This is a genomic window from Streptomyces sp. NPDC090442 (assembly GCF_044769405.1).
Taxonomy (GTDB): domain Bacteria; phylum Actinomycetota; class Actinomycetes; order Streptomycetales; family Streptomycetaceae; genus Streptomyces.
In genome coordinates this window covers 26049-41879 of the sequence record NZ_JBIVXW010000001.1, presented here as the reverse complement: position 1 = coordinate 41879, position 15831 = coordinate 26049, and the positions used below count along the sequence as shown (strand labels likewise).

The window sequence follows — 15831 nt, the reverse complement described above, 5'->3', positions numbered from 1 at the left end:
GGCGCGCTGACGCTTCGGCGAGAGGGCCACGGCCTGCCGTTCCCCTCCAGGCTGCGGTCCGCCCTCGGCCGCAGCTTGCCGGTGCGGTGCCCCCTGGCGCCGGGCCGCTCCCGCCACCCCTGGGGCGGGAACTCCGGGAGCATTGCTCCCGGTACAACTTGCTCCGCCTGAGGCTTGGGTGGTGGTCATCTGCTCCTGAGGCGTGGGGGGTTCGTAGTTCGGGGTATGCATGCGGGGTGGTTCTCCGTCGGGCGAGATGCGGCGGGGGAGAGGCTGGGGCCGCTGGTGGGCACCCCAGGGAGGGACCACGGCTGTAGGCGGCGCGCGCGGACGCGGGCTGGCCCTGGTCCCTGGGCGGTGGGCTGTGGGCCGGTTGGGCGGTCGGTCGGGGTGACCGGATATCCGGTCAGGTGGTGTGGCCTTGGTCCGTGGGGCGGTCGGTCTCGGACCGGAGGAGCTTCATGAGTTCGGTGAGCCGGCTTTCGCCGATGGGCAGTTTGGCTTCGTGGATGGCGTCGCGGACCACCGTGCGGGAGCACTTTCCGTGGGTGTCGATCGCCTTGCGTGCGATGTCGAGCAGCACGTTCATTTCGGCGCCCGGTGGGCGCCCGTAGCGGGGGCCGTCCGTGGCGTCGGGTTGCGGAGCCTGCTCTGGGGCGCCGGTCTCGGCCTGAGGTTCCGGGAGTTCTGGGACTTCCGTGGGTTCCGGGTGGGGGCGGCTGACTTCCGTGCGGTCGCCGGGGTGCGGCGGCATCACTTCCGTGCGGGAAGGAAACGGGGCTGCCGGGGCCGGTGTGTGGCGGGCGATGAGGATGTGGAGGTGTACGGCGCCGGCCAGGGCGAGTGGGGCGAGGGTGGAGAGCACTCCGACCGTGAGGTCGCCGAGGCGCAAACCCGCCTCCGTGGCTTGTTGGTTGAGGCGTACGGCGTGGAGGGCGTTGGCCCAGATGCTGGCGGTGGTGGCGGTGCCGAAGAGGGCCCAGACGTAGAGCCGTGAGCGGAAGGGGGCGGTGCGCAGGATGATCAGGGCGCGGACGCCGTAGGCGATGAACCCGTCGATGACGAGGGGGAAGAGGTAGGTCAGCAGTCCGCGGACGTGGATGGCGGTGGCCATCTGCTGCAGGGCGTCGTAGGAGAGGGCGCATCCTGCGGCGCCGAGGGCGGTGATGGCGGCGCGGTCCCAGGCGGTGGCGCGGCGCTCATCAGCAGCCCGCGGTATGGGATTTGGGGTAGGGGCGGGTAGGGCGAGGTGGGGCATGTGGGTCTCCGGAGAGGCCGCCGCACCGGTGGACGGGCCTGGTGCTGGCGGGGTGGAAATGTGGGGCGAGGAGGCAGGGCGCAGGGGCCTGTTAATCGGCGGTGGGCTGCCTTCGGCGGTCGGTGCCGCCGAGGATGACGCGGGTGGTCATCTGGGCGAGGCGGGAGGCGACGCGGTCACCGACGACGTTGCGGAGCTCGTGGATCGGCAGGTTGGTGGTGACCAGGGTCGGGAGCATCTCGTTGTAGCGGCGGTTGACCAGCCGGTACGTCAACTCCTCTGTCCACTCCGAGGTCTTGGCCGCGCCGAGGTCGTCGAGGATGAGTAGGGGGCAGCGGCCCAGGGCCCACAGGGCGCGTTCGGGGTCGTGGCCTTGGCGCGGGCGCAGGCTGGCGTAGAGGTCGGCTGCGGTGGTGGCTTCCCAGCGCAGCCGGACGCCGGCGGCCAGCAGGGAGCGCACCGCGCCGTATGCCTGGTGGGTCTTGCCGGTGCCGGTGGGACCGGCGATCAGCAGCGACGGGCCCTCCGCGATGCCGGGGGCTCCGCCGGGCCCCTTGCGGCCAGCGCGGGTGATCTCCTCGACCCAGGCGGTGACTTCGGGGTGGTCGGCCAGGGCACGCCGGTAGCGGGCTGGGATACGGGCGTCGGCCAGCTCCAGCGCGGTCACCGGCTCGGCAGCCGGCTCCTGGGCCGTGGCCGCGTCGGGGTCGATGCCCCGGTCGGCGAGGATCGCGCGGAGCCGGGTGGCCACGGCACCGGCGCGCTCCGGCTCACGAGTGGCCGTGACTGGGGCGGTGGCGGTGGCGGTGGCGGTCACAGCTCACCCCCGTAAGCGGCCTCGACGTCGGTGGGGTTGGTCCAAGGCCGGTGCACGGTGCGGGAGATGGGTTGGTTGGCGTTCATGGCCTCGTTGACGAGGCTGGGCAGCACGCTGGGGCTCAGGCCCTTGGCGCGCAGGCGCTCCAGTCCGGCGCGGACGTGGTCGGGGGCGATGCCCTCGCCGAGGAGTTGGTTGACCTCGCGTCCGAGACGACCGAGGACCTTCTCGGGCGGACGGTGGGCGCACGCGGCGACGAATTCGCCGATCAGCTGCTTGGCCGAGACGGTGTCCGGCGCGGGGCCGCTTGCGGCCCCCACAGGTACTGATCCTAGATCCAGGATCCTAGGTCCTAGATCCGGACCGTGAGGGCTCACGGAGGGCGCGGTGAGTCCTCCCTGCCCCCTCACCGAGGGCTCACTGAATCCCTCCTGACCTGCGGATTCTTCGCACGTCACGGAGGACTCACGCATTTTGCGGGAGCCGTCGGCGAGGGCTCCGTGAGGCGTCACGGAGGAGGCCGTGAGGGCTCCCTGCACCGGCCGTGAGGGCTCACTGCGTTCATGGCGCTCGCTGCGCGGTGCCCCGTCGTGGTGGGGGCAGGCAGGGGTGCGGACGCCGCTGGGCCGGTTGATCTTCTGGTGGCGGCTCCAGGTGACGATGTGCAGGTACCGCTTGCCGTCGGCGCCCTCGTAGCGGCAGATCAGGTCCGCGCCGGCGAGTTGGGTGAGGTCGTCCTCGACGCCCATGGGGCCGTGCTCGGGTCGCAGGGACCACAGCAGTCCGGCGATGACGGCGGCCTGGTCGCGGAACCGGCCGTGGTCGTCGGCCTGGGTGAGCAGGCCGAAGAAGGTCCGCTCGGCGGTGACGGAGACGTGGGCGAGGGACTCGGAGGCGAAGGCTTCGGGCTTGATGGTGCGTATGCGCGCCATGCCTATCGCCCCGCCTTCGCCGACGGGCGGCACGACAGGGGTGCAGGGAAGGTACGCCGGCACGTACTCTGGGGCATAGAGCTCCTCACACGGCAGGCCATCGAGGCGGCAACCTCGGCCTGACCGGTAGATCGTTCAGGGATGGGCGGTGGTGGGGACTTCGCTTCGGCCCCGGTGTTAGCGCACCGGGGCTTTTCGCGTTCCTGGGCCCGAAGCGGGCTCAGGGCATCTATCGTACCAGCCACGTTGCCGATCGCAGAAGAGTTCTGCATCACGCAGAAGCGATGCTACTCTTTTGGGGTGCTGCAAATCGCAGCGCCTTGTTACGTCACGAAGGAGGGTTGGCTGTGGAAGACCACGAGGCGTCCGGAGAACCTCTGGTGCTCCGAGGCGAGGAGAACGTCGGCGTACGGATCAAGTTGGAGCGGGAGGCCCGCGGCTGGAGCACCAACGCGGTCTCGGACCGGCTGAACGAAGCGGGCTACGAGATCAACCCGTCCGCCGTGTGGCGCATCGAGAACCGCAAGCGGCGGGTCAACCTCGACGAGGCCATCGGCTTCGCCGAGCTCTTCGGCATCTCCCTCGAAAACCTCGTCGGCCCGCCGAGACTGGCCGCCCACGCCCGCGCGATGGAACTCATCGAGGACATCCGCCTTCGCTACCGCGAGATGCACCTGGCCAACCGCGCTGCCGCCGAGGCACGCGACGCACTCGACGCCTACCTCGCGGAGCACCCCGACCTTCGGGAAGAGGCCGACGTCCTCGTCTCGAACGCCATCGCCGAGGACCTCATGGCCTCCATACAGCCCCCCGGCCTCATGCAGCAGGCATCACCGGCGGAACCGGAGCCGGACGACACCGATACCGGCACCGGCTCCGACAGCTGACCCCCCGGCCCCCGGGCACTGCGACCACCGCCCGCCCGGAACTTTCCCACCACCGCCCATCCCACGATCACCGGCCAGGCCGGGGTTGCCGCCCCGCGCCCGCCAGACGAGGATCACCCTTGCGCCACCCCGCAATACCCCCTGCCCCGCCTTCGCCCTCGCGCGCGACGGGGGAGGTGAACAACCACGCAGACCCCCTGCTGAGCGTGCCCGAGGTCGCCGAACTCCTCGGCACCAGCGAGCGCTTCCCCCGCCGGCTGGTCGCCGAGCGACGCATCCGCTACGTCAAGGTCGGACGCCACGTCCGCATCCCGCGGAGCGCGCTCGACGCGTACGTCGCGGCCCGCACCGTAGAGCCGGTGCGTCAGCCCCTCTCCCGCTTCCGCTCCGGCTACCGGCTGGGGGCCTGATGGCTCGCAAGCGCAAGCCGCAGCGGCGGCGTTACGGATCCGTGCGCCAACTCCCCTCGGGACGCTGGCAAGCCCGCTATCCCGATGCGAACGGAGACCTGCGCGCGGCGCCGGAGACCTTCGAGACCAAGACGGACGCGGAGATCTGGCTCAGCCAGACCGAGGCTGACCAGACGCGCGGCGACTGGATCGACCCGCACGCCGGCGAGGTCAACTTCCTTGAGTACGCCACGAAGTGGATCGACGAGCGCGGGCTCGCCGCCACCACGGACGAGCTGTACCGCAGGCTCCTGCGCCTCCACCTGGAGCCCACCCTCGGGTCCCTGGCCGTCAACGAGATCGGCCCGTCGAGGGTGCGGACCTGGCGGGCCGAGCGCCTGACGGCGACGGGCGCGACCACGGTCGCCAAGTCCTACCGCCTTCTCAAGGCGATCATGGAGACCGCGGTCGACGACGAGTTGATCCGCCGCAACCCGTGTCGCATCAAGGGTGCGGGCAAGGAGGAGGCAGACGAGCGCCCGATCGCCACCGTCGAGCAGGTCTTCGCCCTCGCCGACACCATCGGCCTGCGCTGGCGGCTGATGGTCCTCCTCGGCGCGTTCGCCTCGATGCGCCCGGAGGAACTCGCGGAGCTGCGGCGCAAGGACGTCGACCTGGACGAGGGGACGATCTGGGTCAAGCGCGCCGCCCCGGAGCTGACCACCGGCAAACGGGCTCTCGGCGACCCCAAGTCCCGTGCCGGCACACGGGAGATCGTGCTGCCCACGTTCGTGCTCACCGACCTCCGCCAGCACCTGGAGTGGTTCGCCGAGCCGGGCCCGGACGGTCTGGTCTTCGTCGGCGAGCGCGGCGCACCCTTCCGCCGGTCCACCTTCGGATGCAAGTACCGCAAGGCTAGGAAGAAGGTCGGCCTGCCCGAGGACTTCCGCTTCTACGACCTGCGGGGCACCGGCAACACCCTGGCCGCCGACACCGGCGCCAAGCTGAAGGACCTCATGGTCCGCGCCGGCCACTCCAGCGCCCGGGCCCAGCTGATCTACCAGCACTCCCAGAAGAGGCACCAGCGCAGGATCGCCTCCGCCATCGACGCCGACGTACGCCGTCAGTGTCAGGAAGCGACCGAGTGCGGTGAGCACACTGGGGAGTTGGCCACGGTCCACCGCTTGGTCGCCCGGGGCGGTGCCGAAGTGCCAGGCGAGGCCGCCGACGCAGCCGGGCGGTAGAGCGGCACGACCAGTGGGCGGAGCCGGGCCGACGAGATGTCGGCCCGGCTCTTGTCGTACCCGCTCATGCGTCCGTCTTGATCGAGGCGGTCTTGGGCCAAGAGGACTTTCCCTGTATGTACTGAAACCAAAGGCGAGCTGGCCAGTGGCAAGTTCATCCGGAGGGGGATACATGGCGATCAAGATCGTGCCGGTGACGGAGACTCAAGCCGAGTTAGTCGACGCGGCCGTGGCCCTGGGCGATCGCTACACCAAGACGTTGGGGTTGCTCACGCCGCCCGCGTACCGCAAGCACGCGAGCGACGGTGGTCTGCTCGTCGCAGTCGACAGCGGTGAGGTGATCGGGTACGCGTTGTTCGGCCTTCCGAAGCGGAGCCCGCACGTGCGGCTCGCGCACCTGTGCGTGGCCCAGGAACACCGCGGGAAGGGCGCGGCGCGGCTGCTGGTGGAGGGGATCCGGCGCCGGCATCAGGATCGGTTGGGAATCAAGGCGAAGTGCCGTCGTGACTACGGGCTCAGCGATATGTGGACGAGCCTGGGCTTCGTTCCGCGCGGGGAAGTGCGTGGCCGTGGACGAGACGGGGAGACCTTGGACGGTTGGTGGCTGGACCATGGCCACCTGGACCTGTTCGCGGGCATGGAGAGCGAAGCGTTGTTGGTCGTGGCCGTGGACCACGGCGTGTTCGCCGATCTGCGCGGCCGGGCGCCTACAGGCGAAGCGGCGGAGGCGCAGGCACTTGAAGCCGGCTGGCTGGCCGACCTCGTCGAAGTCGCTGCCACGCCGCAACTGCTGTACGAGATCCGGGATATCGCCGACACCGCCGAACGCAAGCACCAGCGGACTGCTGCGCAGGGCTTGCGCCAACTCACCCCGGACGCCGAGGCGGTGGGAGCACGGATCCGCGAGCTGATGCAGACGGTCCTCCCGGCCGTAGCAGCCGACGGCCCGAGGGATCCGGGGCTGCTGCGCGGCTTGCAATATGTGGCCGAGACCTCGTGCGCCGGCCTGCAGTTGCTCGTGACCCGGGATCCGGTGTTGCTGCAACTGACCGATGCTGCTTGGGATGTAGCTGGAGTCAAGGTGGTGACACCGTCGGTAGTGACGCTGCACGTGGACGAGCTGAGGCAGGCCCAGATGTACCGGCCTGCCGATCTCATGGGCACTGAATTCCGCTCCGGCGAGGTCGCCCCGGGGGCGGAGGCCGAACTCGTAGCGTTCTTCGATCAGTCAGGGGAGGACAACGGCTCGGCGTTCGCCCAGCGGCTTGAGGCCCTGGCCGGCGACGAGGCCGTATGGCACCGCGAGTTGCTGCGCGACGGCCAGGGGCGTCCGGTGGCTCTCTACGTGTGGGCGATGGACGGGCGGACGTTGACCGTGCCCGTCCTGCGCACCGCGGCGCACTCTTTGGAAGAGACGCTCGCACGGCATCTGCTGTTCTCGCTGAAGCGGCTCGGGAGGGACTGCGGCGCTCAAGTCGTGCGCATCACCGACCCGTTCCCGTCATCCGCAGCCAAGGCCGCTGCGGGCGACGATGGCTTCTTCTCGCATGACGGCGGCCTGGCCGCCTTGTTGATCGAGGTCTGCGGTAATGCCCAGGACGCGGAGGCCGCTGCCAGCGATGCTGCCCGTGAACTGGGGCGAGAGGGGGCTGCTGCGCTTCAGGCCGATCTGCCGGCTGAGGCGGCGGGCGTGGTCGAACGTGCCTGGTGGCCGGCGAAGATCATGGATTCGCTCATGCCGTCCTTCATGGTGCCGATCGAACCCCGTTGGTCCGCAGAGCTGTTCAACGTGCCGGCGACCCTGCTGCCGCGCCCCAACGAGTTAGGGATCAGCAGGGAACACGTCTACTACCGTTCTTCCGGGCACCGTGGAGAGAGCGTCCCGGCGCGACTGCTCTGGTACGTCAGCAAGGGCTCACCCCATGAGGAGGGCCAAATGGTCGTCGGCTGCTCGCGGTTGGACGAGGTGGTGATCGACGAGCCGGATGCGCTGCACTCGAAATTCGAACACCTGGGCGTATATGGTCGGGAGCAGGTACGCGCTATCGCTCGCGAGGATGGTTCGGGCCGGGCGATGGCCTTGAGGTTTTCGGACACCGAGATCTTTCCAAGGCCGGTGTCACTGCGGCGATTGAAGTCACTGGCCAAAAGCCTGGGACTACAGTTTTCGCTGATGTCGCTGTCGAAGATCAGCAACAAGCTGTTCCAGGCGGTCTACGAAGAGGGACACCGAAGGACGTGAACGATCTGGAACGCCCGATGCTGCTGTCCGTACACCCTCGCTTCGCCACCGCGATCTTGGCGGGCAGTAAGACGGTCGAGGTGCGCCGGCAGCGCGTTGCCGCGCCACCCGGCACCACTGTCGTCCTCTACGCCACTGCCCCCACCATGGCCTTGGTGGGGCTTGCGCGCATCGCGGCGGTCAGCGTCGGCTCTCCTCGACAGGTGTGGCGTGCCCATCGGGCCCAAACCGGCATCAGTCGAAGGGAGTTCGACGCGTATATGAGTGGCGCTACTCAGGCCAGTGGGCTCACCCTTGAGGCACCTCAGCCCTTCGAGGAGCCGGTGTCGCTCAGCGCCCTGCGGGCCGCTGGGACCTTCCACCCGCCGCAGAGCTACCGATACCTCACTGGCGAAGCCTTGAGGCAGGTAGCCGAAGCATCGCCGGCTGCGGGCGCGGTCCTGCGCGGAATCTTGGGAGAGCCCGTCCCGGCATAGGTCGGGGCTTGCAGTCAGTGGCCGGGCCGGCAGGGGGCGGCCCGGCCTTCGTCGTCGGCCAAGCGTGGCGATGTCGATGTGGTTTGCGGGTGCACCGCTACGGGCGACTCAATGGCCCGTGGCGCACACCACAAAAATTGCGTCTCGCGATTCGAGATGACGGCCGATCAGTATGACCGGGAGGGGCTTGCGGGCCCCAACTCGGTGCGTTATTCGGCGACTTATGGCACGCGAATGGCACGCCGCCCCAAAGTGGTCCAGACAACGAACAAGGCCCAGGTCGCTGACCTGGGCCTTAACTCTGGAGCGGGTGACGGGAATCGAACCCGCGCTCTGAGCTTGGGAATCAGGAGCGCTCAGGGTATGTACGGGCTGTCTGACCAGGTAAAACGCCGGGTGAATGGCGGTCGTCGAGAGGGACTGGCAGTCCCTTGTTGACCCTGGTTGACCTGTCTGGAGGGCACGGTTGGGGCACGGCGCCGGGTTGGGCCCCGGGATTTCTGTCCGATGCTTGTTCCGTCTCCGCCCTTCGCGGCCATGGGCCACGGCGGGCCGGAGCCGGGCTGCGAAGGGGAACATCGGCGCGCCGCTAGGTCCGCCCAGCCCGAGCGGCCCTGATCGGCCAGCTCAGCCCCAAGGCTCCGGCTACCTGTGGGAGAAGGGAGGAGGGGCATCCGGGGGACGTATTCACGACGGCGATGGCCTGGCCCAAGGTCAGGGCTGTCCGGCTTCGCCTGCCCTCCATGGGGAAGGTTACGACTCCTTCCATTCCAGTTCTCCGCTGCCGAGGGGATGCCACTCGCCATCGGCATAGCTGAACTTGCTTTCGTTCTGCCAGTAGGAGAACTCGAGTTCCATGCCTTTCTTGATGGGGCGACATACATCCATGTGCTCGGGCTCGACCCTCATGAAAATAGCCTGAGACGTACCGTACTTGCCCTTAATGAGCGCGCTTCCCTGTCCGTCCATCAGCCGGACGACCAGGAAACCGTCTGTCGGGGCAACGGCGCGCTTACTCTCCAGCCCGATGGTGAAGCCCTGGCCACCTGGGACGGACAGCGCCGACACAGCGCCGTGCACTGCCAAATGGCCGACTTCGAGGTCGGGCTTGTTGACGGTCACATAGGCACTGAGAGTCCGCTCGGCGTAGTCCGTGCCCTGCTGGGCGCGGCTGCGGAGGTAGAACATGGTGTTCCGGGTGATCTCCCCCTTCTTAATGTCGAATTCGGTGTAGTCGGTGACGGGGATGACCGTGTTGTCGTAGAGGAGGTCCTGGGTGGAGCCGGGGGATCGTTCCCAGGTGAGGGTGACGCACTGACCGTTGTCGATGTACATCGGGTCGGCCTTGAAGTTGCGCAGGTAGAAGCCCTGGGGGAATTTCCCGACGGCGATGGCGGTGTCGTCCGTCTTCCAGTTGGTTTCGCCGGGGCGGCGCCACTTGGTGACGGGGATGACCGCGCCGGTGCCGACCTTGCGGCTGATGCGGAGTTTCTTGATCTGGATGGTGATGCCGTGCTCGTTGTCGATGACGGCGTGGCCGGATGTGGGCTTGAAGGTGATGCGGTTTCCGCTGACCGTGTGGGTCCAGTCCAGATTGTTATTGGGCTGGATGCCGTTGAGGTCGAGGGCGAGGTGCCAGGCTTCGTTGCCGGCGTCGATGTCGACGTCGATCTGGTTGACCTCGATTGGGCTGGGGATGGCGCGGCTGCCTACGAGGATGATGTCGGCGAGTTCGACGTCGCCGCTGGCGGGGCTGACGGTGATGGGGTCGGGGATGGTGGTGAGGCTCCATTCGATCTCACCGCCGAGACTGGCGGTGTCGGCCTCGGATCCGTTTTGGCGGGCGCGGATCTGCGTGACGGTGCTCATGGCTGGCTGTCGGTCCTTCCGGGGACGGGGTCAGCGGGTGGCGTCGGTGGCGTCGTTCAGGACGAGGAAGCCGCTGCGGAGTTCGGGGTCGCCGAGGGGCAGGTCGGCGGGGTCGGGGGCGGTGATGGGCAGGTGGTGCCAGGTGCCGTCGGTGGTGGCGGGTTCGGCCCAGGTCCAGGTGCCGGTGGCGGTCGCCGGGCGTGGCAGCACTGTGGTGACGGGGTCGGCGGTGCTCGCCGCCAGTACCGGGCCGGTGCGGAAGCAGACGGCCATGCGGGCGAGCGCCGCCTCAGTGAACGCCGGAGGGACGTGCACGGTAGCGACGGGCAGGACGTCGCTGCTGGCGTGGACCGCGGCGCGCGGGTCGGCGAGCAGGGTCACCGTGGCGGTGCTGGTGCCGGCGAAGGCCAGTTGGAGGCGTTCACCGTTGTCGATGTGGCGCAGGTAGTCCCCGGCGCCGGAGGCGGGCTTCGTGATGGTGTCGAAGTGGGCGTAGTCGTCGTTCAGGACGTAGCCGATCAGGCCGTCGTCGGTGGCGAGCGGCTGGCCCAGCTTCACGATCCAGTTCCAGTCGGGCATGGCGGGCTGGTGGTCGTCGGGGTCGAGGACCTCGTTCCAGCCGACCGAGGTACGGGCCGGGCCGCACAGTTGCAGATCGAGGCGGGCCCGGAGGAGAGCCAGGGGGCGGCCGAGCAGGAAGCCGAGGCTGACGTCGTCCGGTCCCTCCGGGTCGACTGTGGTCAGGGCCTCGTCGATGGTGGCGCGCAGCGCGTCGAAGGTTTCCGGGCCGCGGTCGGCCACCGCCTTGAGGTAGCGGAATGCATGCGGGCTGACGGCCTCCAGCTGCGCGAGGGTGGCCACGGATGAGCCGGGCAGGGACAGCCACTCCACGGAGCGGCTGTTGTCGGGCTTGAGCACGGTGCGCAGCTCGCCCAGGGCGTGGCCGTCGGGGTCGTAGCAGGCCAGCGTGCGGTCGAGGCGGTTGTGGAGCAGCCAGGCGCAGACCGGGTTGGTGCCGGGGGAGAAGTCGATGGGCTGATCGGCGGTGGCGTGCAGGAAGTCGAAGGCCAGCCGGGCGGGCTGGAAGAGGCGGGGGGACAGCTCGCAGAACCGCTTTTCGGGGTCGGAGGAGTCGACCGGGTTGAGCGGGATCATGGACTCGGGCCGGACGTAGGGCCAGCGTCGGTGGTCGCCGATCAGGTTGACGGTTCGCCCGAAGCGGTCGACGAGCGACAGCTGGCGGAACGCGAGCTGACCGGTGCGTACCTCGTAGAACGGTGTGGACTCGGGCGGACGGCCGGGCCGGGAGGGGACGCTGCCGGGGACGGGCGCGTGATCGTCCGCGTGCTCGACGAGTTTGCTCAGCGTGCCGGTGGGGCGGGCGCCGGCGCGGGGGTCGCGCTGGTTGAGGTGCGCGGCCAGCCCGTCCAGGCGCTGGGAGAGCATGTCCAGGTCGCTGAGTTCTTCGCGGAGGCCCCGCAGGTCGGGCAGGTCGGTGCGGCCGTTGGCGTAGGCGTCGATTTCGCCTTCGAGGTTGTGGCCGGCGGAGGGCATCAGGGGGATGCGGCCGGTGATGACGACGGACTCGGGACGGTCGCCGGTCCCGTCCCAGCGGTACTGGTGTCCGTCGAACGTCCAGTGCCGGGTGCCGTCGGCCTCGGCGTACGGCAGCGGCCAGTACTCGACGTCCCAGGTCAGGAACAGCGGCTGCCAGGGCTGACGCCAGGCATCGGTGCCGTGCTCGGGAAGGGTGCCGCTGACGTTGTCGTGGCCGGTGCCGGCGTGGCGGGCGCGGGCGAGGATGAAGAACTCGGTGAGCAGATCGCGGACGGGGTCGGGCAGGTTCGAGATGTTGACCTTGTCGAGGTCCTGCTGCACGGAGGCGGCGGTGATCGAGCCCACGGCGGTGATCAGCCGGTCCTCGGTGCGGCAGGGCAGCAGCGTGTCCCGGGTGAGCGGCGCGTGCACATGACCGCCCTGCAGCAGCACCACGGGGTCGGCCGCGTCCTGGAACGGCTCCTTGGGGACGCGCTGCAGTACGCGGTCGGCGGGCAGGTGGTGGTCCGCCGCGTACTGGGCTGCGGCGGCTTCCAGCTCCTCCGGGGTGCTGCCCCACGGGATGGCCGCCCGCTTGGTGGCCACGTTGTCGAGGAGCGCGCCGACCCTGCCGGCGGCACCGGACTTGACGGGGTCGAGTTCATCGTCGATGCGCTCTTCGAACTCGCTGGGCCGCCGGTCTGCCCTGGACAGCGCCCACAGTACGTACAGCCGCTCCTGCGCGGCGATCAAGTCGCGTTCAACCGCGTCGTGTTCGGCCTGGGCGCGGTTGAGCTCGGCCACGATCTCCGCTTCGGCCGCCCGCAGGCGGGCGCGTTCGGCGGCGCTCCGACCGGCCGCCGCCCCCGCCCCCTCCTCCCCGCGCTCGACGACGCGCCAAATGTGGCCGCCGGGTACGGGCCCGAAGCCGGCGTGGTGGGCGGCGGCATCGGTCAGCTCGTCGCCGTCGGCACGGTCGAGCTGGTCCAGGGTGCCCAGCGCGAAGGCCCGTACGAGCCGTGCTTCGTCGGCCGACAGGGCGCCGGGACCGGCGGCGGCCTCGGGGAGGGCGGTCGCCGCCTCCGCGGTGTTGTTGCCGACGGACACCGCGACGCTGTCGGCGGACGGAATGTCGGAGTCGGGGACCGGGCCGTCCGGCCGCCAGTCCACGCCCAGCGCGCTGCCGGTGTACAGCGACCTCTTCGTATTGCTCCCGGCCATGGGCGCGACCCACTCCAGCTCGTCCAGCAGATCCCGCAGCTCACCGCCCCTGGCCAGGATGTCGCTGCCGGGCGTGGAATAGAAGCCGGCGACGTAGTAGTCCAGCGTCTCGTCGCCCGCGACGTCGGCCAGGTCGTCGTGCAGGGAGAAGACGTCGGTGTTGTACGGCTGGAAGACGGAGAACGTCAGCAGGCCCGGGCCCAGTGCGGTCAGGAACGGGGAACGGGCATCGGAGGGCTCGCGCCAGGGCGTGCCGGCGCTCAGCTCATGGCGGCGGCCCATCTTGGTGGCGATGATCTCTTCCGCCTCCGGATCGACCGCGGAGACGGCGCCGGTGTCCAGGCCGATGTGGTCGCTCTCGACCATCCAGGCGCGGACCTTGCGGGATTCCGCCTGGTAGCGGACGACCAGCCACCGGTTGGGGACGAGCGGGAATTCGTCGTCGCCGGTCTCGTTGTCGTGCCGCCCCTTGGTCAGACCCTCCGGCAGCTGCCACTGGAGGTACACGCCGCAGTTCTCCTGCTGGCTCGGCCAGTCGGCGTCGATGGAGAACGGCGAGGGCTCGGCAGGCGCGCCGTTGTCCTGGGTGTGGAAGAAGTTGGCGATCCAGCGGTGCCATACGAAGGCGCCGTGCGGGTTCTGCATGCTTGCGTTCACCGCGAGGGCGGCGACCTCGACCGGCACCACCAGGTGGTCGTTGCTGCTGCGCGTGGGCATCGCGCGGTCCTTTCCGTACGGGATGACGGGATGGTCGCCGGGTCAGGGCCGGGCGAAGGTCTGCAGCTGCGGGGCCTTGACCATCTGGAGGGTGAACTGGGCGGATGTCAGGTCCGCTACGCCATGTGCCTCGGCCAGCGCCGGGACGAGCGGGTCGCCGGAGCCCGCGACGTTGAGCACGTCGTGGCCCCCGGGGCGCAGGAACCGCCCGAACCGGTCGTCGCCCGGATCCTCCGGGAACTCGCCCATGGGCATGCCGATGTCGGGGCCGCTGATCTTCCGCAGCTCGATGGTGCCGAGGTCGCCGAAGCCAAAGTGCAGGCCCTGCGGCGGTTCGGCCATGGCGAAGGTGTCGATCACCTGCGGGTACAGCAGCATCAGGACGTTGGTGCCGTAGTGGGCCCGATGGGCTTCCTCGACGGGGCTGTTGCCGCGGAAGCCGGTGTAGACGGTCTTGGGCCAGTTGGCGACGATGCCGGAGCGCAGCAGGACGCCACAGGCCGGCGGGGCGGGCACCTGTCGCGCCAGGGCGTTGAGGTCGGCGTCCATGGTGTGGCCGACGCCGATGCTCAGCGCGCCGTCGACGGCGGCCCGCACCCAGGCCGGATCGACGTAGAAGAACCGCAGTGACTCCTCGGGGAGCATGCGCGGGTCGGGCACCAGGTGTTCGAGCGGCATCATCTCCAGCAGGGGCAGCCGGGCCAGCCATGTCTCGACCGGCTTCAGCTCCGTCGCCGTGGCCTGCCGCAGCACGTTCGCCACCTGGGCGTCGGCCAGTGCCGTCCGTACCCCCGCAGTGGTGAGGCCGACCCTGCGACTGTGCGCCGCCGGGGCACGGGTGTGGCCCGCCACGACGTCCGCGCCCGCACCGGCCAGAGCGGAGGCCAGGCGAGAGGTTCCGCCGCGGCTGCCGTCGGAACCGAGGAGCCGGTCGAAGGCGTCCCGCGACAGGTTGCGCCCCAGCAGCCCGGCCGTGGCGGCCGTGACGGACCGCCCCGCCAGGTCGGGATGTGTGAGCAGGCGCCGTACCGCGCCCCGGGCGGCCTTCCGGTACGCCAGCAGCGCGCTACGGAACTCCGCATCGGACAGCGCGAGGGTGCGGCCCAGGCTGAACGCGGCGGCGTACGAGGCGTCGAACACCCCGTACGGCTGGACGTACGCGAGCGCCTCGCCCGCCGACTCCAGCCGTTCGTCGTGCGACGGTGACGGCAGGTCGCGGGCGGGCGCGGCGGTCAGCGGGCCGCGATAGAAGCCGAAGCTGCGCTCGCCGGACTCCAGGCGCTGCGGCAGCGCGGTCGCGCCGATGGTGAGCCGGTCCAGGGCCGCCTTCTGCGCGTCGGACGGGCTCGACGGCGGATCGGATACGGGCAAGCGCAGCAGCGGCTCGGGCTGTGCGGCCAGGTTCTGCGCAAGATCGCCGAAGCCGATCCCCGAGTCGGGCTCGGACTCGAAGACCCATGACCAGAGGGACACCATGCGCAGTCCCGCCGACGGCACATCGCTGCCACCGAGGTAGGTCTCGAATCCGTCGAACGACACCAGGTGGGCGACATGGCGTCCGCCCGTGACATCGGGGAAGCGGTTGGCGACGACGACCGCCCTCAGCTCCTCCTCGTCCGGCTCGGGGGTCGCGCCCCGAGTGGCATCCGGCGGGCCGCCCTCACGCATGTGCGCCAGCATGCCCATTTCAGCGGGATGGGGAGCGACGGCGCTGAACAGATCACCCGGCACCAGCACGGTCGCGCAGATCAGCTCGCGCTCATCCTCGAACAGGTGCTCCGGGCGAATCGCCGGGGCGGTGCCGGGCAGTTCCCCGGCAAGCAGTTCGGAGACCGAGCACGCCCTGGTCTTGCCCAGCGCGAGCTCGTCTTCGGGTAGTTCACCCTCGCGGAAGACCAGGAGGGCCAGCCATGGGACCGCGGGCTCTTGGTCCTTGAGCGGACGCGCCCAGGGCACGGCCGGCGTTTCCAGCGTGATGTGCGGCAGGACCTGGCTGTAGAAGCCGATGGAGCCGGGACGGGGGTAGCTCGCGTGCACATCGGTGGCGGCGATGGCGAAGCGGGGACCTCGTACGTCGAAGCCCTGGGTACGGTCCGGGAAGCTGTCGCTGATGGTCAGGCCGCTGACGGTCTGCCTGGTGTGGATGGTGTAGCGGCCTGCGTACAGGCCCGGGATGCGGTGGTCGAAGAACCGGGTGCGGTGCTTGACGGGTAGTGTGGTGGGCACGGGTTGGTCACCCCTGG

11 protein-coding genes are annotated in these 15831 nt (G+C 69.8%); 5 read left to right on the top strand and 6 right to left on the bottom strand.

The features are described from left to right. Positions 1 to 406: 406 nt before the first annotated feature. From ACIQU6_RS00175 to ACIQU6_RS00165, 3 genes are all read right to left on the bottom strand, one after another. Positions 407 to 1258 carry a DUF2637 domain-containing protein gene (locus ACIQU6_RS00175; RefSeq protein ID WP_403479353.1) on the bottom strand — a complete coding sequence of 284 codons (852 nt, stop codon included), beginning with the start codon at positions 1256 to 1258 and terminating at the stop codon, positions 407 to 409. 91 nt (positions 1259 to 1349) lie between these two features. After that, a complete protein-coding gene (locus tag ACIQU6_RS00170) occupies positions 1350 to 2009 on the bottom strand; it encodes an ATP-binding protein (RefSeq protein WP_403479637.1) in 660 nt (219 codons plus the stop codon). A 62-nt stretch (positions 2010 to 2071) separates the two neighbouring features. Further along, a complete protein-coding gene (locus ACIQU6_RS00165; protein WP_403479352.1) occupies positions 2072 to 3007 on the bottom strand; it encodes a hypothetical protein in 936 nt (311 codons plus the stop codon). A gap of 347 nt (positions 3008 to 3354) precedes the next feature. Between ACIQU6_RS00165 and ACIQU6_RS00160 the strand changes: the two genes are divergently transcribed. The 5 genes from ACIQU6_RS00160 to ACIQU6_RS00140 all read left to right on the top strand — a co-directional run bounded on the left by ACIQU6_RS00160 (position 3355) and on the right by ACIQU6_RS00140 (position 8245). Continuing rightward, positions 3355 to 3894, top strand: coding sequence for a helix-turn-helix transcriptional regulator (locus ACIQU6_RS00160; protein ID WP_403479351.1), 540 nt, complete (start codon positions 3355 to 3357; stop codon positions 3892 to 3894). A gap of 176 nt (positions 3895 to 4070) precedes the next feature. Beyond that, positions 4071 to 4304 carry a helix-turn-helix domain-containing protein gene (locus tag ACIQU6_RS00155; RefSeq protein ID WP_403479350.1) on the top strand — a complete coding sequence of 78 codons (234 nt, stop codon included), beginning with the start codon at positions 4071 to 4073 and terminating at the stop codon, positions 4302 to 4304. After that, positions 4304 to 5527 carry a tyrosine-type recombinase/integrase gene (locus ACIQU6_RS00150; RefSeq protein WP_403479349.1) on the top strand — a complete coding sequence of 408 codons (1224 nt, stop codon included), beginning with the start codon at positions 4304 to 4306 and terminating at the stop codon, positions 5525 to 5527. Before ACIQU6_RS00155 ends, ACIQU6_RS00150 begins: the two co-directional genes overlap by 1 nt. Positions 5528 to 5699: 172 nt before the next feature. Beyond that, positions 5700 to 7769, top strand: coding sequence for a GNAT family N-acetyltransferase (locus ACIQU6_RS00145; protein ID WP_403479348.1), 2070 nt, complete (start codon positions 5700 to 5702; stop codon positions 7767 to 7769). After that, the gene (locus ACIQU6_RS00140) at positions 7766 to 8245 is read left to right on the top strand and encodes an ASCH domain-containing protein (protein ID WP_403479347.1); all 480 of its coding nucleotides are present in this window, start codon (positions 7766 to 7768) and stop codon (positions 8243 to 8245) included. The genes ACIQU6_RS00145 and ACIQU6_RS00140 overlap by 4 nt, the downstream gene beginning before the upstream one ends. A gap of 753 nt (positions 8246 to 8998) precedes the next feature. Here ACIQU6_RS00140 and ACIQU6_RS00135 read toward each other — a convergent pair. The 3 genes from ACIQU6_RS00135 to ACIQU6_RS00125 are packed head-to-tail and all read right to left on the bottom strand — an operon-like array spanning position 8999 to position 15814. Further along, positions 8999 to 10114 (bottom strand): hypothetical protein, encoded by a 1116-nt coding sequence (locus ACIQU6_RS00135; protein ID WP_403479346.1) that lies wholly within the window; start codon positions 10112 to 10114, stop codon positions 8999 to 9001. A gap of 30 nt (positions 10115 to 10144) precedes the next feature. Then, positions 10145 to 13588: a hypothetical protein gene (locus tag ACIQU6_RS00130; protein WP_403479345.1), complete on the bottom strand. Its 3444-nt coding sequence runs from the start codon at positions 13586 to 13588 to the stop codon at positions 10145 to 10147. Between the two features lie 42 nt (positions 13589 to 13630). Next, positions 13631 to 15814 (bottom strand): hypothetical protein, encoded by a 2184-nt coding sequence (locus ACIQU6_RS00125; protein WP_403479344.1) that lies wholly within the window; start codon positions 15812 to 15814, stop codon positions 13631 to 13633. Positions 15815 to 15831 lie beyond the last annotated feature (17 nt).